Source organism: Candidatus Accumulibacter necessarius, from assembly GCF_036625085.1.
In genome coordinates, this window is sequence record NZ_JAZKUM010000005.1 from 463,646 (window position 1) to 484,593 (window position 20,948).

18 protein-coding genes, 1 tRNA gene and 1 pseudogene are annotated in these 20,948 nt (G+C 60.0%); 14 read left to right on the top strand and 6 right to left on the bottom strand.

From position 1 onward, the window contains the following. The first annotated feature begins 113 nt into the window (after positions 1-113). Together V5B44_RS16010 and V5B44_RS16015 are read left to right on the top strand one after the other, a co-directional pair. Positions 114-1,277 carry a DesA family fatty acid desaturase gene (locus V5B44_RS16010; protein WP_332359989.1) on the top strand — a complete coding sequence of 388 codons (1,164 nt, stop codon included), beginning with the start codon at positions 114-116 and terminating at the stop codon, positions 1,275-1,277. A gap of 9 nt (positions 1,278-1,286) precedes the next feature. Then, the gene (locus V5B44_RS16015; protein ID WP_332359990.1) at positions 1,287-1,808 is read left to right on the top strand and encodes a disulfide bond formation protein B; all 522 of its coding nucleotides are present in this window, start codon (positions 1,287-1,289) and stop codon (positions 1,806-1,808) included. Positions 1,809-1,840: 32 nt separating this feature from the next. On the opposite strand, the gene dut is transcribed toward V5B44_RS16015, so the two are convergent. Further along, the gene (gene dut, locus V5B44_RS16020; protein ID WP_332359991.1) at positions 1,841-2,293 is read right to left on the bottom strand and encodes a dUTP diphosphatase; all 453 of its coding nucleotides are present in this window, start codon (positions 2,291-2,293) and stop codon (positions 1,841-1,843) included. Between the two features lie 8 nt (positions 2,294-2,301). Then, positions 2,302-3,498 (bottom strand): bifunctional phosphopantothenoylcysteine decarboxylase/phosphopantothenate--cysteine ligase CoaBC, encoded by a 1,197-nt coding sequence (coaBC, locus tag V5B44_RS16025; protein ID WP_332359992.1) that lies wholly within the window; start codon positions 3,496-3,498, stop codon positions 2,302-2,304. A gap of 60 nt (positions 3,499-3,558) precedes the next feature. On the opposite strand from coaBC, the gene radC reads away from it, so the two are divergent. Next, positions 3,559-4,236, top strand: coding sequence for a RadC family protein (radC, locus tag V5B44_RS16030; protein WP_332359993.1), 678 nt, complete (start codon positions 3,559-3,561; stop codon positions 4,234-4,236). A gap of 88 nt (positions 4,237-4,324) precedes the next feature. On the opposite strand, the gene V5B44_RS16035 is transcribed toward radC, so the two are convergent. Next, the gene (locus V5B44_RS16035; RefSeq protein WP_332359994.1) at positions 4,325-5,209 is read right to left on the bottom strand and encodes a hypothetical protein; all 885 of its coding nucleotides are present in this window, start codon (positions 5,207-5,209) and stop codon (positions 4,325-4,327) included. A gap of 295 nt (positions 5,210-5,504) precedes the next feature. Between V5B44_RS16035 and rpmB the strand changes: the two genes are divergently transcribed. Further along, the gene (gene rpmB, locus V5B44_RS16040; protein ID WP_287460652.1) at positions 5,505-5,738 is read left to right on the top strand and encodes a 50S ribosomal protein L28; all 234 of its coding nucleotides are present in this window, start codon (positions 5,505-5,507) and stop codon (positions 5,736-5,738) included. A 14-nt stretch (positions 5,739-5,752) separates the two neighbouring features. Then, the gene (rpmG, locus tag V5B44_RS16045) at positions 5,753-5,908 is read left to right on the top strand and encodes a 50S ribosomal protein L33 (RefSeq protein WP_015767232.1); all 156 of its coding nucleotides are present in this window, start codon (positions 5,753-5,755) and stop codon (positions 5,906-5,908) included. 84 nt (positions 5,909-5,992) lie between these two features. Here the strand turns inward: rpmG and aroG are convergent, their stop codons facing one another. Next, a complete protein-coding gene (aroG, locus tag V5B44_RS16050) occupies positions 5,993-7,072 on the bottom strand; it encodes a 3-deoxy-7-phosphoheptulonate synthase AroG (protein ID WP_332359995.1) in 1,080 nt (359 codons plus the stop codon). A 66-nt stretch (positions 7,073-7,138) separates the two neighbouring features. On the opposite strand from aroG, the gene V5B44_RS16055 reads away from it, so the two are divergent. Together V5B44_RS16055 and V5B44_RS16060 are read left to right on the top strand one after the other, a co-directional pair. After that, positions 7,139-7,348, top strand: a complete 210-nt coding sequence (locus tag V5B44_RS16055; protein WP_332359997.1) for a hypothetical protein — start codon at positions 7,139-7,141, stop codon at positions 7,346-7,348. A gap of 86 nt (positions 7,349-7,434) precedes the next feature. Then, positions 7,435-7,510: transfer RNA gene (locus V5B44_RS16060), tRNA-Asn, on the top strand. A 615-nt stretch (positions 7,511-8,125) separates the two neighbouring features. Here the strand turns inward: V5B44_RS16060 and V5B44_RS16065 are convergent. After that, complete coding sequence (locus V5B44_RS16065; RefSeq protein ID WP_332359998.1) at positions 8,126-9,775, bottom strand: IS630 family transposase; 1,650 nt, start codon at positions 9,773-9,775, stop codon at positions 8,126-8,128. A 472-nt stretch (positions 9,776-10,247) separates the two neighbouring features. Beyond that, the gene (locus V5B44_RS16070) at positions 10,248-12,494 is read right to left on the bottom strand and encodes an autotransporter domain-containing protein (protein ID WP_332359999.1); all 2,247 of its coding nucleotides are present in this window, start codon (positions 12,492-12,494) and stop codon (positions 10,248-10,250) included. A gap of 1,171 nt (positions 12,495-13,665) precedes the next feature. Between V5B44_RS16070 and V5B44_RS16075 the strand changes: the two genes are divergently transcribed. From V5B44_RS16075 to V5B44_RS16105, 7 genes and pseudogenes are all read left to right on the top strand, one after another. Further along, positions 13,666-15,120 carry an N-6 DNA methylase gene (locus V5B44_RS16075; RefSeq protein ID WP_332360000.1) on the top strand — a complete coding sequence of 485 codons (1,455 nt, stop codon included), beginning with the start codon at positions 13,666-13,668 and terminating at the stop codon, positions 15,118-15,120. Beyond that, positions 15,117-16,241 (top strand): restriction endonuclease subunit S, encoded by a 1,125-nt coding sequence (locus V5B44_RS16080; RefSeq protein ID WP_332360001.1) that lies wholly within the window; start codon positions 15,117-15,119, stop codon positions 16,239-16,241. Before V5B44_RS16075 ends, V5B44_RS16080 begins: the two co-directional genes overlap by 4 nt. Before the next feature lie 127 nt (positions 16,242-16,368). After that, positions 16,369-16,620: a type II toxin-antitoxin system Phd/YefM family antitoxin gene (locus tag V5B44_RS16085; RefSeq protein WP_332360002.1), complete on the top strand. Its 252-nt coding sequence runs from the start codon at positions 16,369-16,371 to the stop codon at positions 16,618-16,620. Between the two features lie 31 nt (positions 16,621-16,651). Continuing rightward, positions 16,652-17,059, top strand: a complete 408-nt coding sequence (locus V5B44_RS16090) for a putative toxin-antitoxin system toxin component, PIN family (protein ID WP_332360003.1) — start codon at positions 16,652-16,654, stop codon at positions 17,057-17,059. Positions 17,060-17,072: 13 nt separating this feature from the next. Continuing rightward, entirely contained in the window at positions 17,073-19,472 is a 2,400-nt protein-coding gene (hsdR, locus tag V5B44_RS16095) for an EcoAI/FtnUII family type I restriction enzme subunit R (RefSeq protein WP_332360004.1), read from the top strand. 104 nt (positions 19,473-19,576) lie between these two features. Beyond that, positions 19,577-19,678: pseudogene (locus V5B44_RS16100) on the top strand (IS30 family transposase); the annotation flags it as partial. Between the two features lie 377 nt (positions 19,679-20,055). Then, positions 20,056-20,604: a hypothetical protein gene (locus V5B44_RS16105; protein ID WP_332360005.1), complete on the top strand. Its 549-nt coding sequence runs from the start codon at positions 20,056-20,058 to the stop codon at positions 20,602-20,604. Positions 20,605-20,948 lie beyond the last annotated feature (344 nt).

Consider the following 20,948-nt stretch of genomic DNA (forward strand, 5'->3'; position numbering starts at 1 on the left):
TCGAGCGGCAGATCGCCGCACCGGCTGCAGCGGAGGCGGCGTGGCTGCAATACGGTTTGGTGGCTGCGGCATATTGTCTTAGAATCTCGTGCTCGCTTTCCTGAGGATGGTCTATGTATGCCGGATTAGTCGATTGGCCCTGGTGGGCTTACGTGTTGATAACACTGGGTTTGACGCATGTCACAATCGCCGCGGTGACCATCTTCTTGCATCGGCATCAGGCGCATCGCGCTCTGGATCTGCACCCGGTGGTCGCACATTTCTTTCGCCTGTGGCTGTGGATGAGTACCGGCATGGTAACCAAGGAATGGGCCGCGATCCATCGCAAGCATCACGCCAAGTGCGAAACCGTGGACGACCCGCACAGTCCGCAGGTGTACGGCATCCACCGAGTTCTCTGGACCGGCGTCTTTCTCTACGTCAGGGAGTCCAGGAACCGCGACACGCTCGAGCGTTACGGCCGGGGTACACCAGACGACTGGATCGAGAATCATCTCTACTCGCCGTGGCACAAGCTTGGCGTGGTGATCATGCTGGCCATCGACCTGGCGATCTTTGGCGTACTGCCAGGCTTGCTGATCTGGGTGACACAGATGGTCTGGATTCCGTTCTGGGCGGCGGGTGTGGTCAATGGTCTTGGGCATTTCTGGGGCTACCGTAATTTCAGTCCGCGCGATGCGAGTACGAACATCAGCCCCTGGGGAATCCTGATCGGCGGCGAGGAACTGCACAACAATCATCACACCTTTCCCACTTCTGCCAAGCTGTCGATCCACTGGTACGAATTTGACGTGGGCTGGCTCTATATCCGCATCCTCACCGCGCTTGGCCTGGCGCAGGTCAAGAAGGTGGCGCCGAGACCCCGTTTGGGCAGCCTGCGTCCGGTAGTCGATTTCGATACCCTGCAAGCGGTCATCACCAACCGCTATGACGTTCTGTCGCAGTACGCGCGGTCGCTGAAACAGGTGTATCGCGAAGAGCTTGGCACCTTGCAGGATGGCAGCCGTTTCAAGGGGCTCAAGTGCTGGCTGGCGGCGGATGCCGGGACCGTCCCGCAGGAACAGCGCGGACGGCTCGAACTGCTGCTCGGCGAGAGCCGTGCCCTGCAAACGGCCTACGCCATGCGCCAGGATCTGGTGGCCGTCTGGGAACGCTCGAATGTCTCCCGCGAGCACCTTCTCAAGACGCTGCAGGATTGGTGCGAGCGTGCCGAGAACTCCGGTGTGCGCCAGTTGCAGGAACTTTCGCTGCGCTTGCGCAGCTACGTGCTGGCCTGATCGGGCAGGATGATGCGCCTGTCGTTGCGTGCCTGTTTTGGCCTGCTGGCGCTGGCGGCGATTGGCCTGACGATCGCCGGATGGTGGATCGGCGAGTGGATGAGGCTGCAGCCATGTCCCTTGTGCATTTTTCAGCGCCTGCTCTATCTCCTGATCGCCCTGTTGGCGCTGGCCGGTATGCTGATGCCCGCCTGGCCTCGTCTCTGGGGACTGCTGCTCGCTCTGACGGCAGCCGGCGGGCTGGCAACTGCGGCCTACCAGAGCTGGCTGCAGTATCTGCCCGATACGAGCATGGAGTGCGGTCTTGGTGATCCGACCCTGATCGAGCAGATCGTCGACTGGTTTGGAATGCGTTGGCCGGCAATGTTCATGGCCACCGGCTTCTGTACGAGCAAGGACTGGCTCTTCCTCGGCTTGTCAATGGCCGTCTGGTCGGGCCTTTGTTTCCTTGCGTTTCTGATCGCTGCGGGCACGCTGCTGGCAGGGCGCGCGAGCGTCAGCAACCCTGCGGTTAGCCTGCCAGAGCGCTGAACACGGCGAGCAACGTGGTGCGGCGGGCCGAATCAGGCGTGGCCGGTGCTGCCGAAACCACCGTCACCGCGTGGGCTGGTGGCAAATTCTTCAACCACGTTGAAGCTCATCTGCAAGACCGGAACCACCACCAGTTGCGCCAGGCGATCGAGCGGCCTGAGCGTGAAGGGCTGCAGGCCGCGGTTCCAGGTCGATACCATGATCTCGCCCTGATAGTCCGAATCGATCAGCCCGACCAGATTGCCGAGGACGATGCCGTGTTTGTGGCCCAGGCCCGAGCGTGGCAGGATCATTGCCGCGAGGCCAGGATCGGCAAGATGAATTGCCATCCCGGTGGGAATGAGCAGCGTTTCCCCCGGCCTGATTTCCACCGGTGCCGCGATGCAGGCCCGCAGGTCGAGTCCGGCAGAGCCGATGGTGGCATAGTGCGGCGGGTTGTCGCGCAGGCGTGGGTCGAGCAGCCGGACGTCTACCTGCAGGTTCATCGGGTTGGTCATTGACGTTGTGCGAGCAGGGTGGCAATGCGGGCGACGAGCTGGCGCGCGAGTTGCAGCTTGGGCGCCGGTGCCAGCGGGTGCTGGCCATCGTCGTCAAACAGAATCAGCGTGTTGTCGTCACCGCCAAAGCCATCGTTGATCAGATTGCCGACGATCAGTGGGATCCTTTTGCTGCGCCGCTTGTTCTCGGCGTATTCATGCAGCTTCTCGCTTTCGGCGGCAAAGCCGACGCACAGCGGCGGCGCTGGCAACGCGGCGACTTCCGCCAGGATGTCCGGATTCTGCACCAGTTCGATCGGCGGTGGCGTGGCCTGAGCGCCTTTCTTGATCTTCTGCGCGACGGGCGTGGCCGGCCGGTAATCGGCGACGGCGGCGACGGCGACGAACACGTCGTTTTCAGCGACCCTGCTGTGCACCGCCGCGTGCATCTGCAGCGCGCTGCCGACATCAATGCGGCGGACTCCCCGCGGGCAGGGCAGGCTGACCGGGCCTGAGACCAGGGTGACCTGTGCTCCCGCTTCGCGCGCGGCGCGGGCAATGGCGTAGCCCATTTTTCCCGTCGACAGGTTGGTGATGCCGCGCACCGGGTCGATCGCTTCAAAGGTCGGGCCAGCCGTCAGCAACACGCGCTTCCCGGCCAGCAACCGGGGCTGGAAGTGGGCGACCATCTCGAGCAGGATCTCTTCCGCTTCGAGCATTCGTCCCAAGCCCGTCTCGCCGCAGGCCTGGTCACCGCAAGCGGGACCCAGGATGTCCACGCCGTCGCTGCGCAGCGTCGCGAGATTGCGGCAGGTCGCCGGGTTTTCCCACATCTGGCGGTTCATTGCCGGCGCGACCAGAAGCCGACAGTCGCGCGCGAGCACCAGGGTGGTCAGCAGGTCGTCCGCCAGCCCATTCGCGAGCTTGGCAAGAAAGTCGGCCGAGGCGGGCGCGACAAGCAGGGCATCGGCTTGCCGCGAGAGATCGATGTGCGCCATGTTGTTGGCCACGCGGGGATCCCACTGGTCGGTGAACACCGGCCGGCCGGAGAGGGCCTGGAAAGTGACCGGCGTGACAAAACGGGTCGCCGCCTCGGTCATCACCACCTGCACCGCGGCACCTTCCCTGACCAGCAGGCGAACCAGTTCGGCCGCCTTGTAGGCAGCGATGCCGCCAGTGACGCCAAGGACGATGTGTTTTCCTGCCAGTTCCATGCGCTCGGCTCTTCGACTTGGTTAGAATGATTGCCGGAACATTCTACTTGAGATTCCGAGATGGCGATCACCGACTGGCCCGAGGACGAGCGACCGCGGGAACGACTGCTTTCCCGTGGGGCGGCATCACTATCAGATGCCGAACTCCTGGCGATTTTCCTGCGCGTCGGTAGCAAGGGCCGGAGCGCCGTCGATCTGGCGCGTGATCTGATCGGCCGCTTTGGCGGCCTCAACCCGATGTTTGCGGCAAGCCTGGCCGAGTTCTCGGAAGTGCCCGGCATGGGACCCGCCAAGTATGTACAGTTGCAGGCAGTCCTTGAACTGGCGCGGCGGTCATTGGCCGAGGAGATGAAACAGCGCAGTACCTTCGCCTCGCCCGGCGCTGTCCGTGACTACCTGCGGCTGCATTTCGCCGGCCTCGAGCACGAGGTCTTCGTGGCGCTGTGGCTGGATGCGCAGAACCGTCTGATCGCCGCAGAAGAGCTGTTTCGCGGCACGCTGACGCAGACCAGTGTCTATCCGCGCGAGGTGGTCAAACGCGCATTGTGGTACAACGCGGCGGCAGTGGTCCTGGCGCACAACCACCCCTCCGGGGTCGCTGAGCCGTCGCGTGCTGACGAGGTGCTGACCAGTGAGCTCAAGCATGTCCTGGCGCTAGTCGAAGTGCGCGTGCTCGATCATTTCATCGTCGCCGCCCAGGCGCCGCCGCTTTCCTTTGCCGAGCGGGGGCTTTTGTAGGCTGGTCGCGGGTGATGCACGCCAAGGCGGCGCCGGAACACTACCGGCCAAGACCAGCACGCGGGGTCGCAGGATGTGCTCGTCGACCCTATTTGGCGGAATCGTCGGCGCCGCCAGCGCTGCTCGGCGGCGGCGATACCTTGTCGCTATAGCGTTTGTAGATCGAGATCTTGTCGCTGGCTTCGATGGCGACTTTGCCAAGACACTGGCCTGGCGCATCCGAGAATTTGTTCAGCTCGCCGATGCTGCAACGATCACCGCCATGCACGCGGATGCCCTTGATGTCGCTGCAGGGTATGCCTCTGAAGCTGATCTCCTGGTGTTGATTGTTGGTCGGTTTCAGACTATGGAAGCCTTTGCTGACGGTTTCATAGAGAATGTCGTCTTTCGTGAAGGCAGAAAACCTCAGAACGATACTGTCGATTCCATCCGCGAGGCCGTTACGCATGCGCAGCCCTATGCGGCAGGAAGCGGCCTTCTCGTCGACAAATGCGACGCTGAGGTGGGCATAACGGTCCTGGCTGCCAGGGGCGTCGGCCTGCTCAATATACTGCCAGGTCATATCGTCCTTGAGTAACACCCGTTTCCCATCGGGAGCAAGCAGTTCCATTTCGGCCTGTGATAGGGCCACGCTCAGCATGAGGAGGCAAGCAAACATGCCTTTAACCGTTGTCTTCATTGTCCTGGCCTGTAATGGAAGATATGGGAAGCAATGACCTCGCGCGGTGATCGGTCGGTCATGGTTCACTTCGTCCAGACTGAAGAGCACCATCCTTTTCCCGATCATCGTTGTGCAGGTGTTTTTCGACTGCGACAGCATTTCGCAAGTATAGGCAAAATAAACGTCAAGGATAGAGGCCAGCCAACGGAGCCGCGACGTGGCCGCTTCTGTGGTCCAGGGGCCCAGCGTTTTCTGACGGATGATGTCGGCGTTTGCTGCCAGCGTTCTGAGCGGGCGGAGCGTCAGCGGCAAGCGCGTGGACCGTCAACAACCACCCGCTGCATGACATGACGAGATAGGTTGCGCAAAGCAACCCGTACAGGAAAACGCCAAGCCCGGCCAGCAGCACGCACGATTCGTGATCATCGAAAGCCGCCTTGATGCCAAGCAGCGCGAACGCGGCAAGCAGCAGAAGATGACCAGCAAGTCTCATTCGATGCGGCGTGACAGCTGTCGGAATCGTTCCAAACAGGAAATCGCTTGAACCCGACCGCCTGCATGGGCTAGAATCGCGGGCTTTCTTCCCCCGACAATTGGAGCAACAGTCATGGCGCGTGTTTGCCAGGTTACGGGCAAGGGCCCGATGGCAGGGAACAATGTTTCCCATGCCAACAATAGAACGAAGCGCCGCTTCCTTCCGAATCTGCAGTATCGCCGCTTCTGGATCGAGAGCGAAAATCGCTGGGTGCGCTTGCGCGTATCGAACGCCGGTTTGCGAACCATTGACAAGAATGGCATCGACGTCGTGCTCGCCGAGTTGCGTGCCCGCGGCGAGATCTGACAAGGAGAGCAGCCATGCGTGACAAGATCAAGCTCGAGTCCACCGCCGGTACCGGACACTTCTACACCACGACCAAGAACAAGAAGACGATGCCGGGCAAGATGGAGATCAAGAAGTACGATCCCAAAGCCCGCAAGCACGTGATCTACAAGGAAATCAAGCTGCGCTGAAGCGCACCGTCACGCGCGGGCGGGGCGGCGGCAGGTAGCCGCCGCCAGGGGTGGAAGCTGCGCGTGCGGGGTTCACGCCCACAATCATTTTGCGGCTTCCACCAGGCGGCGAGCCCGGACCCCTTTGGCGAGCATTTCCAGAACCATCAGCGAATCCTCCCAACCCAGGCAGGCGTCAGTAATACTCTTGCCGTACTCCAGCGGCTGGCCAGGCACGAGGTCCTGACGCCCTTCAACTAGGTGTGATTCGACCATCACGCCAATGATCCTCTCGTCGCCGGCGGCGAGCTGGCTGGCGGTGTCCGTGACGACCTGAATCTGCTGCTTGAATCGCTTGCTGCTGTTGGCGTGCGAAGCATCGACCATCAGGCGGGCAGCGAGGCCAGCGGCGGCGATTTCCTTGCACGCCGCGTCGACATGCGCCGCGTCGTAGTTTGGAACCTTGCCCCCGCGCAGGATGACGTGGCAGTCCTCGTTGCCTCCGGTAGACACGATCGCCGAGTGGCCTGCCTTGGTCACCGACAGAAAATGATGTGGCGATTGAGCGGCCCGAATGGCGTCAATGGCGATGCGTATGTTGCCATCCGTCCCGTTCTTGAAACCGACCGGGCATGACAGACCGGAAGCCAGCTCCCGATGCACCTGTGATTCCGTGGTGCGCGCCCCGATAGCACCCCAGGCAATCAGGTCAGCCGTGTATTGCGGCGTGATCGTATCCAGGAACTCGGTTGCGCAGGGCAGGCCCATGTCGTTGATTTCAAGGAGCAGTCCTCGCGCCAGGCGCAGCCCTTCGTTGATCCGGAAGCTGTTGTCGAGCCGTGGGTCGTTGATCAGGCCCTTCCACCCGACCGTCGTGCGCGGCTTTTCAAAGTACACTCGCATGACGATCAGCAGATCGTTCTCGAAGCGGGGCACTTCCCTCTGCAGTCGCGTCGCGTACTCGATTGCCGAATCCACATCATGAATCGAACAGGGCCCAATCACTGTCAGCAGGCGGTTGTCGGCACCATGCAGGATACGGTGGATGCTCTGGCGCGCGTTATAGGTCGTCAGCGCAGCACGCACGCCGACCGGAAATTCACGGAAAACGTGGGCTGGCGGGACCAGCTCCTTGATTTCCCTGATCCGCACGTCGTCGGTGTTGGGCTTGCTCTGCAAGGTCATCGGGCTTCCTCCTGGCTGCCGGCCTGGGCTGGCCGAGGGCTCGATTCTAATGGAAAGGGGCTGTAGATGGTGCGCTGCAATACCGAGTGCCCGCCGCGCCGCGGTCGACGTCGCGTGGTCCGGGCGAATGCTGGCGTTGCGGCGTGGGTCAGTACCTTCGAGGAGAGCATGCCACCGAACATCGGTGCCGCGATGGGGCTCATCCCCCTCGGCGGCGTTGCCGCTGCTCCGCGTGGGCGCCGAAACGTTTACGACCTCGATCCTGGCTCGCCCTGAAATGCTCCCACGGGCAGCAAGCAAGGGAAATGCCCGAGGAGTGTTGACGAACAGACGTCGAGTGTCTAAACTCCCCGCTCGCATGTTCCTCGATAGCTCAGTCGGTAGAGCGTCGGACTGTTAATCCGTAGGTCCCTGGTTCGAGCCCAGGTCGGGGAGCCAACAAATTTCTGGTAGTACAAGCGCTTAGCCCAGCCCCCGAGGTTGGGCTTTTTGCGTTTTGGGGTCGCGTCCGGGCCTATACCGACCTGGCGGCGCCTCCGGGTGGGGTGGGGCCATCGCGGTCAGGGCTTCTGGGGGTGGCGCGGCGGAGCGATGCTGGGGTTTGGCATCGAGAGTGCGGGTGCTGTAGCCATTGGCGAGGGTAAGGGCACCAAGACCAGAGGTGGGCGAGCTTCCGGGAAGTCAGCGATGGCTCGTCGAGCCAAACCCGCTGGTCGCCCATCGCTGTAGCGATGTTGTCGAAAGCCGTCTCGGACAGACTTACCAATGTGATAGCTTGAGGGATCGCTGTCAGCGTCAACCGGCCCGGTCAAGTGGGTAGAATTCGAGTCAGCTGGTGGGCGGGACGCGGCCAGCAGCAGACGGCGGCGACTTCCCTGCTAAACCGACGCAGAGCTGGAGGGATCAGCGCGTAAGCGGTCATTCGGCTGAGGATGTCACTTCTCTCGCTGAACTGGCCCTTACGCTTCGGAAAGCAGTCAGTGTGTGTCGCCGGATGTCGGTCGGCATCCGGCCAAGAGCTGCCGGTCGAGGTGGTCTTCCAATTTACATAGATCACCGATACTCTGGGTCCTTGCAGTTGTTGCTTGCGTCAAACTCACTCTTGCTACGTTCCATTCCCCATATTTTCTTGCCTGCGCGCTTTGGGTTGGCAAGGAAGTAGCTATTTCGATCTGATACGTAGCGGTCTATCGCCTGCATTACTTCCGACGCTGACGAGTAATCGCTGTTGTGAATGATCGCACGCGCCATTCCACTAAACACTGATTCAATAACATTTAAAAATTGGGCGCCTGCTGGCAATGGTGCCAAATTTATCAGCGGTAAAGCATTTTTTGCCGCAGTTAGATTGTGCTCTTCGATGAATTCTAGTAATTGTTTTGACATGTGCCAAGATGCCGCATCCCATGAGAGATATATCTTGGTCGTTCCTCGATATTCTTGCGTCAGGACTTTGGCCATTCTGATCATTTCAACCGTATTCTTCGCCGTCGAATAGAAATGCGTTAATTTGTTCGTCGAAAGCTCCAAAGCAGCAGTCATAATGATCCAACCCTTTGACTTCTGCCATTGAGGAACCGTCGGTTGTTTCCCTGGTGGTACAAGAACTCGCCCACCCCTTATCTTGATGGAAAAGGGACCATATTCGTCGACAGAAAAGAAACGCTCGTCTGGTTTGAGATTGGCTAACACCTCATGTACGTAGTCCAATTTTTCACGATAGTCTGGGTCGTTACTGGTCAGCACGACCCTCGCCGTTTTCCATCTGAAGCCCGCTTTCTTGATTATTGTTCGAATGACTGAAATGCAGACTGGGAAGCCTCTTTCTTTGAGGACTTTCTTGATATCTGCCATCTTCCATGTAGTGCGATTCAGTCCAGACAAGGACGGAGGTTCATGCAATAGACAAAACACGGCCGTCTTGAGTGCCTCGTCATTGTCCTTGTGAGGGCAAGATTTTCGCTGAAATAGATTTTCCGCTCCTCCTGCATGAAAAGTTTTGAGGTACCTGCAAACGGATGAACTGCTCACTCCGAGAAATGCGGTAATCTGATTGCTTGAGAAACCTTGCTCATTCGCCAGCACCACCAGTGCTTTTTGTCTTTGAAAGTGTGAGCCTGACAAGTTCTCAATCAGTAAATCTCGACCTGCCAACGTGCTGCTGGATGCGTCAGGCACGATACCCCGCATCATGGAATCCACCCACTTATGCCATCGTTCGCCCAGGGCGGATGACTTTGTATTGTGTTTGGGGGATATCGGGCGCATTCCATGGGCCAAAACATAGCGTCGTATCGTCGGATATGACGCCAGTGGTGAGTTGCTGTCGGCCAAGGCAATGCGGACGGCGTTCACATGTCGTTGTAACGGCCAGTCTGGATGCTCCCTATATTGCATCGTCAGCAGTTCTGCAGTACGGGAGTCAATACTGGGGAAGCAACCAAGGTCGCCGCGCGGGCGGTTTCTGAGAGCTGAAATCGGATTGCTGGCAGCACGGGCGATGTAGTACCAGCGTTCAATCGTTGATGCACTAAACCGAACTTCACAGCCCGTAATAGGGTTGCGCCAGTCTTTTTCAGACAGCACCACTAAAACTGATCGCAGTTCGCCGACCGCTGGTGGCGCCGCAAGTATTGGTCCGACGACAGCAAAACGGAGGAGAGCCCATTGATCTCTGGACGAAGGTTTATCGTTCGTATCCATTATCGCGCCCCACATTTTTCAGAGTAATAGCCAACAATGTTACCGTAGGCCTCTGGTGTGCCGCGAGCGTAATGAAAGGCTAGCCGACCTACGCGACCGACTCCTTCGGAGAAATTCGACCGGCAGCAACGGGTCGGCTGCCGACAGCAAGCCACGAAAACGCAGTGGCCGCTTGTGGTCCTGGAGCGGCCAGCTCGATAGGAAACCGCCGAAGCCGAGCATCAACGGCCGGATCAGACTGGAAGCAGTCGTTCAGATTTTTCAGGCCACTGGCAGCCACCGACCCTCTGCGGTCATTTCTGGATTCGATGTTCCAACGGCTGCTATTTGGCGGGTGCAGCCGACCGTCAGAATAGCAAGGAAGAACACCGCCAGGCTACGGCGCTCACCGACGGAGGCCGCGAACTCGACAGGCGGCTTTGCCCCCGGCCGGCGCCCGTGACGCCGGCGCGAGCATGGGAAAAAGTGCCGCTCAGAAGTCGTACCGGTAGCTCGCGTAGGCCCAGTGGGTCGGGCCGTTGGTTTCTGTGCTGGCGTTGAGGATGACGGCGGCGACGCCCGGGCCGACCTTGCCTTCGACACCGACGTTGGCGCGCCCCCAGTTTTCCTTGTAGTCCAGCCCGTTGGTGGCGAAGGTGCCCAGGCCGAGGACGGTGCCCGAGGCACCGGCGCTCTGTGAATCGAAGCGATGCACGTATTCGAGCTTGCCAAGGAGCGCCCACCTTTCATCCAGCGCGTAGGCGGCCTCCGCACCGACGCGGCCTATGGAGGAGTACTCCGTGCGCGCATCCCAGCGCACCGGGAAGCCGCCACCTGTCTCGGTATAGCCGTCGGTGCGTCCGCGGTAACGGCTGAGGCTGCCGTACGGGGTGAGGCGCAGGTGGCCTGCCTGCACGGCATTGAGCCAGTCGAGCCGCAGACGCACGGCACCCGAGCTAGTATCGGGCGAGCCGTCAGACTTCACTGGGGTGCCGGCATTGAGGTAGCCGCGCTTGATGTCGGCATCGCCGGAGTTGTAGTAGCCGGAAGTGGACACGTACAGCGACGAACCGGGGATCGCGGCGACGATTTCAGGCACGACGTAGGTGCCCCTGAAGGTGGACTTGCCATCGTAGGCCATGCCCTGGTCATTGTAGGTTCGCCCGACGGCCACCTTGATCCGGACGGGCTCACTCACCCCGTAGGCCAAACCCACCTCGCCGGCGCCGATGTCACCGTCGCCCGCCGTATTCTTCTGCCGGCCCCAGTCGCCCGCCAGCCACGTGTTAAACCGTCCGGCCGCCGGCAGGCCGCGTAGCGGGCTGCCGTTCAGGCCGTTCAGCACGAGATCGGCCTGGCCAATGACCTGCACCGTCGCGTAGCCAGCGCCCTGCAGGGTGCTGCTGTAATCCAGGACATCGATCAGGCCCGACCCGATCCCACTACCGGGAGGAGGTGTCACGGGAGACGTAACCCGCGCCAGGAAGGCGCGGGCGTTCTTCAGTTCCCCCACCACCACGCTGCCGTTGGCGCTGGTGCCTGTCGCGCTGTCGGTTTCGAGGCCGGGTGCCACCGTCACCCCGTTCGCGGCGAGCCACTGCTCGACGCTCTGCATACCACTGGCCTGCGACCAGCGGAAGGCGCGTGAGGTCGGACCGATGCTAGCCCACCCCACCACCACGTTGCCGTCAGCGGAGACGGCATGGGCATGGGAGTTCACTCCGCCCAGGGTGCCGAGGTCGATCATGCCATCGGCCTGCGTCCAGCGGAAGGCGCGGTATACCTTGTCGGCGTTCAAAGCATCCCCCACTACCACATTGCCATCCGCGGAGACGTCCCAGGCAACGGAGTCGGCCCAGGCATAGGCATACGTTCCGCCCAGGGTGCCGAGGTCGACCATGCCACCGGCCTGCGTCCAACGGAAGGCGCGGTTTCGCGTGTTGGCGTCGCTAGCAGCCCCGACCACCACATTGCCGTCGGCGGAGACGGCCCTGGCATAGGAGTCCGGTCCGCCCAAGGTGCCGAGGTCGGCCATGCCGCCGGCCTGCGTCCAACGGAAGGCGCGGATTTGCCTGTTGGCGTCGCTAGCATCCCCCACCACCACATTGCCGTCCGCGGAGACGGCAAAGGCAGCGGAGTTCCGTCCGCCCACGGTGCCGAGGTCGGCCATGCCACCGGCCTGCGTCCAGAGGAAGGCGTGTGCGGCCGCATTGTTGGCGGTGTTGGCCTGTCCCACCACCACATTGCCGTCCGCGGACACGGCCTTGGCACTGGACCTCGTTCCGCCAAGGGTGCCGAGGTCGGCCATGCCACCGGCCTGCGTCCAGCGGAAGGCGCGGTCTTGCTGGTTGGCGTTGCTAGCATCCCCCACCACCACGTTACCGTCGGCGGAGACGGCGTACGCAACGGAGTACGTTCCGCCCAGGGTGCCGAGGTCGAACATGCCACCGGCCTGCGTCCAGAGGAAGGCGTGTGCGGCCGCATTGTTTGCGGTGTTGGCCTGCCCCACCATCAGGTTGCCGTCGGCGGAGACGTCCCAGGCATCGGAGCTCAGTCCGCCCAGGGTGCCGAGGTCGAAAATCCCGTCGGCGGCATGCCCGATGGTGGGCAGCAGGGCTACCGCCAGGGCCAGGGCAGCCGGCCGCAGGCGTAAGGAATCAGGAATAGGAGAGAGGGCTGGAACTGAATTTCGGGTCGGACGCATGGTCGTTTCTCGAAAAAACCGCGTGTAGAAGAACATCGACCCCGTACGGAGCGTTGCCGGGTTGGGAGCAGGTCGCTGGCTCGATGTCAGTATTGGCGACGGATGCCAGAAAAAGGTGGCGGGGTTACAGCAGTTACTGGGCCGCCGCCATTCCGGGTGTTCTGTATAAGTAGACTTTCCGGCAGCTTCCTGTGTGGAGCGGCCTCACGAATGGCTGCTTTGGATAGCAGGTGAATGGCTGGTCATGGCCGATTGTACGCGTTCAGCACTTAACCAGAAAGCAGGCGTCGGGCCGACAAGTAGCTTGCGTGCCTGAGAAGTCAAGGGGCGAATCCCCGATCGCGAGGTGCCCCCTCGTGGGGCCGTCCAGACCCGTCTCGGCGCAATCGCTGGGCGCGGGATCACCGGCCCCCACCCGCCGCGGTGCCGGAGTCCGGCGGTCGTCCGGCCAGGCGGTTCTGTTGCCGGTCGATCGAAATCAGCGTTATTTCGTTGAAGAGGTTCGAGTTTTCGCGCCAGGAAGGCGAACGCCGCGGACAGGGGTTCGGGATAGGCTCGGTGCGAACCGGTCGGTCGGAAACGTAGAGAAAAAGGGCGTTAAGAATCTTCAGGTTTGCCGCCATAGAAATCGGTGTGAGCTGGACTGTTAATCCGTAGGTCCCTGGTTCGAGCCCAGGTCGGGGAGCCAAAGAAATTTCTTGCCGTACAAGCGCTTAGCCCGTCCGTAAAGGTCGGGCTTTTTGCGTTTTGGGGTTGCGTCCGGGCCTATACCGACCTGGTGGCGCCTCCGGGTGGGGTGGGGCGATCGCGGTCAGGGCTTCTGGGGGTGGCGCGGGCGTTTGCTGCTGGGGTTCAGCATGGAGAGTCCAGGTGCGTGTGCTGTCGGGAACCTGCGGTTGCCGACCGGTCGGCGACATAGGCAAGGGCAACAACACCAGATACGGGCGAGATTCCGGGAAGCCAGCGAGGGCTCGTCGGGCCGAAGCTGCTGGTCACCCCTCGATGTAGCGATACTGCCGCAAGCCGTCACTGACAGCCCTACCAATGTGCTAGTTGGAGGAAACGCTGTCAGCGTCAAGCTGCGCCCCGGGGTTGCTCTGCCGAACGCCCCTCAAGGGTGTCTGTGGAAGCTGGGCGATTCAGTGTTTCGCAAAGGGTGGCCGTTTGAGGCATCATTCCCCTTTGTCATCATCGAAGAACAAGAACAATGTTTGAGCAAGCCTTCAAGAACATCGACGATGTCCTCTGGAAAGAGGCGGGTTGTACCACCGAACTCGATTATACCGAACAGACCTCCTGGCTACTGTTCCTGAAGTACCTCGACAGTCTGGAGCAGGACAAGGCGACCGAGGCGGCGCTCGAAGGACGTTCATACAGTTACATCCTGGACGAACCGTACCGCTGGGAAAGCTGGGCTGCACCCAAGGGGGCTGACGGCAATCTCGACCACAACAAGGCACTGACCGGCGACGACCTGCTCGATTTCGTCGACCGCAAGCTCTTCCCCTACCTGCACGGCTTCAAGCAGCGGGCCATCGGGCCGAATACCATCGAGTACAAGATCGGCGAGATTTTTGCCGAGATCAAGAACAAGATTCACAGTGGCTACAACCTGCGCGAAGTCATCGATCACGTCGATGAACTGCGCTTCCGGTCGCAGAGCGAGAAGCATGAGTTGTCGCACCTCTACGAAGCCAAGATCAAGAACATGGGCAACGCCGGGCGCAATGGCGGCGAGTACTACACCCCGCGCCCGCTGATCCGCGCCATCGTCCAGGTGGTCAAGCCGAAGGTCGGCGAACGCGTCTATGACGGCGCCTGCGGCTCGGCCGGCTTCCTGTGCGAAGCCTACGACTACCTCAAGGCGCAGCCAAACCTCTCGACCAGCGACAGCAAGACGCTCCAGGAGCGCACCTTCTACGGCAAGGAAAAGAAGTCGCTGGCCTACGTGATTGCGATCATGAACATGATCCTGCACGGCATCGAAGCGCCGAATATCATCCACACCAACACGCTGGCCGAGAACCTGTCCGACATCCAGGACAAGGATCGCATGGACGTGATCCTCGCCAATCCGCCCTTCGGCGGCAAGGAGCGCAAGGAAGTGCAGCAGAACTTCCCGATCCGCACCGGCGAGACGGCGTTCCTCTTCCTCCAGCACTTCATCAAGATGCTCAAGGCCGGCGGACGGGCCGGTGTCGTCATCAAGAACACCTTCCTGTCGAACACCGACAACGCCTCGGTCAGCCTGCGCAAGCTGTTGCTGGAATCATGCAGCCTGCACACCGTCCTCGACTGCCCTGGCGGCACGTTCCTGGGGGCGGGCGTGAAGACCGTCGTGCTGTTCTTCGAGAAGGGCGCGCCGACGCGCAAGGTCTGGTACTACCAGCTTGATCCGGGTCGCAACATGGGCAAGACCAACCCGCTCAACGATGCCGATCTCGCCGAATTTATCGAGCTGCAAAAGACCAAGGCCGATACCGAGAAAAGCTGGAGCGTCGATGCCGCAACCATCAACACGGCGACCTACGACCTGTCGGTGAAGAATCCAAACGGCGGCGAGGAAGTCGTCCACCGCAGCCCGCAGGACATCATGGACGAGATCGCCGCGCTGGATGCCGAGAGCGCGGAAGTGTTGGCGAATATCAGGGCGCTGCTATGAGGGCGGGGTGGCAATCAAAGCCGTTCGAGGACTGCATTGATAAGGTCACCTATACGACCAAGATTCAGCGTAAGGACTTCTTGGATGCGGGGGCGTTCCCGGTGGTGTCGCAAGAGGACGCCTTCATCAACGGCTATTGGGACAGCGCGGATGATGTGTTTCTGGTTGAAACTCCGCTAGTGATCTTTGGTGATCACACCAAGGTTCTAAAGTACATCGACTTTGACTTTGTCCTTGGTGCGGATGGCGTCAAGCTGTTGCCGCCGAAAGCGTTTCTGGTTCCGAAGTTCTTCTACTACCAGTTGCAAACTGCACAGCTTGATTCACTTGGGTATGCACGGCATTACAAGCTGCTCAAAGAATTGAAGATCAAGTATCCGGACACAGCCGAACAGCACCGCATCGTCGCCATCCTCGACGAAGTCTTCGACGGTATCGCCACCGCTAAGGCCAACGCCGAAAAGAACCTCCAGAACGCCCGCGCCTTGTTTGAAAGCCACCTGCAATCCGTTTTCACTGAGCGGGGTGACGGGTGGAAGCAAAAAACCTTGGAAGAGATAGCCACTGCATTTGGTCGAGGTAAATCAAGGCATCGCCCGCGAAATGCGCCACATCTCTACGGCGGAAAGTTTCCCTTCGTCCAAACAGGCGACATTCGCAATGCAGATCATGTCATCACTGAGTATTCGCAAACCTACAGCGACGCTGGGTTAACTCAAAGCAAGCTTTGGCCGAAAGGAACAATCTGTATCACCATCGCTGCGAACATTGCGGAAACGGCTATTTTGGGCTTCGATGCGTGCTTTCCCGATAGCGTCATCGGCGTTGTTGCTAACCCCAAGGAAGCTGACGTCGATTTTATCGAGTACCTTCTCCAGTCGTTCAAGGCTCGCATCCAATCGATGGGCAAAGGAAGCGCGCAGGCCAACATCAACATGGGTACGTTTGAAAACGAGAGGTTTCCATTCCCGCCAGTTGCGGAGCAAAAGGCAATCGTGGCTAAACTTGATTCGCTGAATGAAGAAACCCAACGCCTCGAAACCATCTACCAGCAAAAGCTGACCGCCCTCGACGACCTGAAGAAATCCCTCCTGCACCAGGCCTTCAGCGGCCAGTTGTAAAGCGTCGACCTGCTTTCATGGGCGGGCAAGCGGTGACCAATTACCACCGACTGAATCGTTCGATTTGACCGGATCGAACGATTTGTCTATATTGAGATCGTTGCTCTTTCGATGTGAGGACCGATCCATGCAAACCTATACCGCCAATGAAGCCAAGACCCGTTTCGGCGAGTTTCTCGACCGCGTGCAGCGCGAGCCGGTGCGCGTCATGCGCCACGACCGCGTGGTCGGCGTGATGGTCAGCGCCGAGGACTATGAGGCGATGCGCAGGTTCTACGCCGACCGTTTGCGCCAAACCCTGCGTGAGACCGCGGAAGGTGCAGCTGCTGCCGGTTTAACCGAAGAAAAACTGGCTGAACTGCTAGCCGATGAAAGTTAGTCAAGTCACCGCCCAAACTTATGCGCGAGTCGTGATCGATACCAATGTCCTGCTCAGTGCAGCGCTGTCCCCAAATGGAGTCGCCGCTACGCTGGTCGATTGCGTCTTGGAATTCGGTAGCCTGGTGTTTTCCAAGGCTACCTTCGCCGAACTGGAAGCACGTATCTGGTTGCCAAAGTTTGACCGCTACCTGCCCATGGAGCGCCGCCGGCGCGTGCTTCACGAAGCCAGTGCCGGCGCGTTCTGGGTTGGGGTGACAGCCGGGACGGCATCGCGCAGCTATTCCCGTGACAGTGCGGACGATGTATTTATTCATACCGCCATCGAGGCCAAAACAACTCGCTTGATCACGGGCGACAACGATTTGCTGTGTTTGCATCCCTTGGGCGATTTGCAGATATTGTCCCCCCGTGCAGCACTTGAAGAATTAGGCTTTTGACCCAGAAGCCGCCGTGAACGAAGCCGAAACCCGCGCCGAACACATCGACCCCGCCTTGGCAGCTGCTGGCTGGGGCGTCGTTGAAGGCAGTCGCATCCGGCGCGAGTATCCGATCACCCTTGGCCGGCTCGAAGGGGGCGGCAAGCGCGGCAAGCCGCTGACGGCGGACTACGTCCTCGAATACCGCAACATCAAGCTGGCGGTGGTCGAGGCCAAGGCTTGGGATAAGGCGCTCACCGAAGGCGTCGGCCAGGCCAAGGACTACGCCGGCAAGCTGGCGGTACGCTTCACCTACTCGACCAACGGGCAAGGCATCTACGGTATCGACATGGCGACCGGGGCCGAAGGCCAACAGTCGAGTTTCCCGACGCCTGAAGCGCTATGGAGTCTGACCTTCGCCACCGAGAACGCCTGGCGCGACCGCTTCGCCGCAATACCGTTCGAGGACAAGAGCGGTTTCTTCCAGGGGCGTTACTACCAGGATATCGCCATCCAGAAGGTGCTGGATGCCATCGCCGACCAGCAGCAGCGCATCCTGCTCACCCTGGCGACTGGCACGGGGAAGACGTTCATCGCCTTCCAGATCGCCTGGAAGCTGTTCCATAGCCGCTGGAACCTGAACGACTGGAAGAAATCGGGCGATCCGACACGGCGACCGCGCATCCTCTTCCTCGCCGACCGCAACATTCTTGCCGATCAGGCCTTCAACGCCTTCTCGGCCTTCCCCGAAGATGCGCTGGTGCGCATTGCGCCGGAAGACATCAAGAAGAAAGGCAAGGTGCCGAAGAACGGCAGCATCTTCTTCACCATCTTCCAGACCTTCATGAGCGGCCCGCCCAAGGATGGGCATCCGTCACCCTATTTCGGCGAGTACCCGGCGGACTTCTTCGACTTCATCGTCATTGACGAGTGCCACCGAGGCGGAGCCAACGACGAAAGCAACTGGCGCGGCATCCTCGACTACTTCGCTCCCGCCGTGCAGCTTGGCCTGACCGCCACGCCCAAGCGTAAGGACAACGCCGATACCTATCTCTACTTCGGTGAGCCGGTGTTCATCTACTCACTCAAGGACGGGATCAACGACGGTTTCCTGACCCCGTTCCGCGTCAAGCAGTTCGCCTCGACGCTGGACGAGTACGTCTACACCCCCGACGACAAGGTGGTGGAGGGCGAGATCGAGGCGGGCAAGCGCTACGAAGAAGCCGACTTCAACAGGATCATCGAGATCAGGGAACGCGAGAAGGCGCGGGTCAGGCAGTTCATGGCGCAGATCGACCAGCGCGAGAAAACGCTAGTTTTCTGCGCGACACAGGAGCATGCGCTGGCGATCCGCGATGCGATCAACCAGATCAAGACCAGCAGCGATCCCGACTACTGCCAGCGGGTGACGGCCAACGATGGCGCGCGGGGCGAGCAATGGCTGCGCGACTTCCAGGACAACGAGAAGACCATCCCGACCATCCTGACCACGTCGCAGAAGCTATCGACCGGCGTCGATGCGCGGAACGTGCGCAACATTGTGCTGCTGCGTCCGGTCAATTCGATGATCGAGTTCAAGCAGATCATCGGACGTGGCACCCGTCTGTACGACGGCAAGGACTACTTCACCATCTACGACTTCGTGAAGGCGCATCATCACTTCAACGACCCCGACTGGGATGGCGAGCCTGTCGAGCCGGAAACCTGCAAGCAGTGCGGTTGTTATCCCTGCGTCTGCGTCAAGGAGCCTCAGCCTCCCTGTTACCTCTGTGGCAACACGCCCTGCACCTGCCCGCAGGAGCCTTGCGCGGACTGCGGCCAGCGACCCTGTGTCTGCAAGAAGAAGACGAAAGCGAAGGTCAAACTCGCGGACGGTAAGGAACGCAAGATCATGTTCATTTCCGCGACGACCTTCTGGCACCCGGATGGCACGCCGATGTCAGCGCAGCAGTTCCTCGAAGCCCTGTTCGGCAAGCTGCCGGAGTTCTTCGCCGACGAAGACGAACTGCGGGCGCTATGGAGCGATCCGGGAACACGCCGAAAGCTGCTGGACGGCCTGGACGAGAAGGGCTTCGGCAAGGAACAACTGGCCGAGATGCAGAAGGTCATCGACGCCGAGAACAGCGACATCTTCGACGTGCTGGCGTACGTGGCCTATGCCCAGGAACCACTGACCCGAGAGGAACGTGCGGCCAGGGCGAAGGCAGTGATCGATGCCAAGTTCAACTCACGGCAGCAGGCGTTTCTGACTTTCGTGCTGTCGCACTACGTGGAAGAGGGCGTCGAGGAACTGGATCAGGCAAAGCTGACGCCGCTCTTGAAGCTCCGCTATCACGACTCGATGAAGGATGCGCTGGATGACCTTGGGCAGCCGGAGGAGATTCGGCGGGTGTTCAGCGGGTTTCAGAAGTATCTGTATGAAGAACGGGTGTAGGGCGGGCGTGACATTTCCTTCAGGGCAAATAGGCATGACAAGTGTCGAGTGCTGGTCCTTGGCTCCGTCCTCAATCGTATTGATCCGCAACGGCGCCTTTTTTTGTGACTTACGATCAGGGGCGCGAAATGGCACAGTGCGGGCGCCTTTCTGAGATCACGGGTGTCGCGGTCTGCTTCGCGGATCAGCACATCCCTTGGCAGCGCCAGCCGAAAGCCGTCGCTGACAGCCCCGCTAAGGTGATCGTGATTGCTTGAGGGGGCGCTTGCGGCGTCAACCTGCCGTTCAAACGGGTAGAATTCGAGCAGAGGGTGGGCGGGGTCAGCAGCAGACAGGGGCGACCTTCTTGCCAAGCCGGCGGTGATCTGCGGCGTTAAGGCGTAAGCGGCCATTTGGGGGTATCGGTTTTCTTGGCGGACTGGCCCTTATGCTTCGGAAAGCGGTCAGTCGGTGTAGCAGGATGTCGGTCGGCAACCGGCCAATAGCAGACCTATTGAACATAACCGAAAGAGGACACACGTCTGATAAGATGCCATGTAAATAGGTGCGTGTAAGCCAATTTAGGGTTTCGAAAGGGAAATCTATGAGCGACTGGGACTTTCTACACGATATGCACCATGCTGGCCATAGCTCCGAGCAGATAGCTGATGCCGCTGCTTGTGGATATAACCCTTGGGAGTGGGGGCCTGATTATGAGGATGACAAAGAGTTCTCGGTGTTTTGCCCACAGGTCGACCCTGAACTAGAGATGATTTTCGAGAGCTTGGTCGACAACGCAAGGTCTTACCATAAACTTACAGGGCGCTACCTGCAAATTTGGGGCGAACTAGGAGAGCTATATGCTGAAGTCAAATATGGCATCAAGCTCCACAAACCTCATACCAGAGGTTCAGATGGCAAGCTTGGAAACGATTTCGTAGAGGTAAAGACCATCTCTCCTGAAAAAGATGGGGAGCAAGTTCAAGTTAAACGCGCCGGAAATTTCAATAGGCTCTTGGTAATCAAAATCAGCGAGCAGCTTGAGTTTGAGGGGCGCTTCATCAAACGTAAGCTTCTATCAAAGGGCGAAGGAGCTTATGCAAGGGTATCTTGGTCGAATATTCCCCCGACTAATGACGAGCATCAAGCTTGACGGCTCGCCTAACAACGATTCGATTGGGATGCGCCGGGTTCGCGCTTCGTAAGTATCAGGTTCCTGATTGTCTGCTTTTCAAGTCTCGACCGGCCGCAAAGGGTCGGTAGCAGCCGGTAGCCTAAGAAATCCGAATGACTGCTTCCAGTCTGATCCGGCCTTTGATGCTCAGCCTCGGCGGTTTCCCATCGAGCGGGCTGCTTCAGGACCCCAAGCGGCCACTGAGTTTTCGTGGTTTGCTGTCGGCAACCGACCCAGAGCAGACGGTGGGGCTCTTGTCTTGAAGGCGGCCGTTGCTCGCAACCGCCCGCCACACGGAAGCTGGCGTTCGATTTTAGGAGTGC

Coding starts and splice junctions, on each gene's coding strand:
- rpmG (WP_015767232.1), top strand. CDS start 5,753: ATGCGTGACAAGATCAAGCTCGAGTCCACCGCCGGTACCGGACACTTC.
- V5B44_RS16070 (WP_332359999.1), bottom strand. CDS start 12,494: ATGTTCTTCTACACGCGGTTTTTTCGAGAAACGACCATGCGTCCGACC.
- radC (WP_332359993.1), top strand. CDS start 3,559: ATGGCGATCACCGACTGGCCCGAGGACGAGCGACCGCGGGAACGACTG.
- V5B44_RS16015 (WP_332359990.1), top strand. CDS start 1,287: ATGATGCGCCTGTCGTTGCGTGCCTGTTTTGGCCTGCTGGCGCTGGCG.
- aroG (WP_332359995.1), bottom strand. CDS start 7,072: ATGACCTTGCAGAGCAAGCCCAACACCGACGACGTGCGGATCAGGGAA.
- coaBC (WP_332359992.1), bottom strand. CDS start 3,498: ATGGAACTGGCAGGAAAACACATCGTCCTTGGCGTCACTGGCGGCATC.
- V5B44_RS16080 (WP_332360001.1), top strand. CDS start 15,117: ATGAGGGCGGGGTGGCAATCAAAGCCGTTCGAGGACTGCATTGATAAG.
- V5B44_RS16010 (WP_332359989.1), top strand. CDS start 114: ATGTATGCCGGATTAGTCGATTGGCCCTGGTGGGCTTACGTGTTGATA.
- dut (WP_332359991.1), bottom strand. CDS start 2,293: ATGAACCTGCAGGTAGACGTCCGGCTGCTCGACCCACGCCTGCGCGAC.
- V5B44_RS16055 (WP_332359997.1), top strand. CDS start 7,139: ATGGTGCGCTGCAATACCGAGTGCCCGCCGCGCCGCGGTCGACGTCGC.
- V5B44_RS16085 (WP_332360002.1), top strand. CDS start 16,369: ATGCAAACCTATACCGCCAATGAAGCCAAGACCCGTTTCGGCGAGTTT.
- V5B44_RS16065 (WP_332359998.1), bottom strand. CDS start 9,775: ATGGATACGAACGATAAACCTTCGTCCAGAGATCAATGGGCTCTCCTC.
- V5B44_RS16075 (WP_332360000.1), top strand. CDS start 13,666: ATGTTTGAGCAAGCCTTCAAGAACATCGACGATGTCCTCTGGAAAGAG.
- V5B44_RS16105 (WP_332360005.1), top strand. CDS start 20,056: ATGAGCGACTGGGACTTTCTACACGATATGCACCATGCTGGCCATAGC.
- rpmB (WP_287460652.1), top strand. CDS start 5,505: ATGGCGCGTGTTTGCCAGGTTACGGGCAAGGGCCCGATGGCAGGGAAC.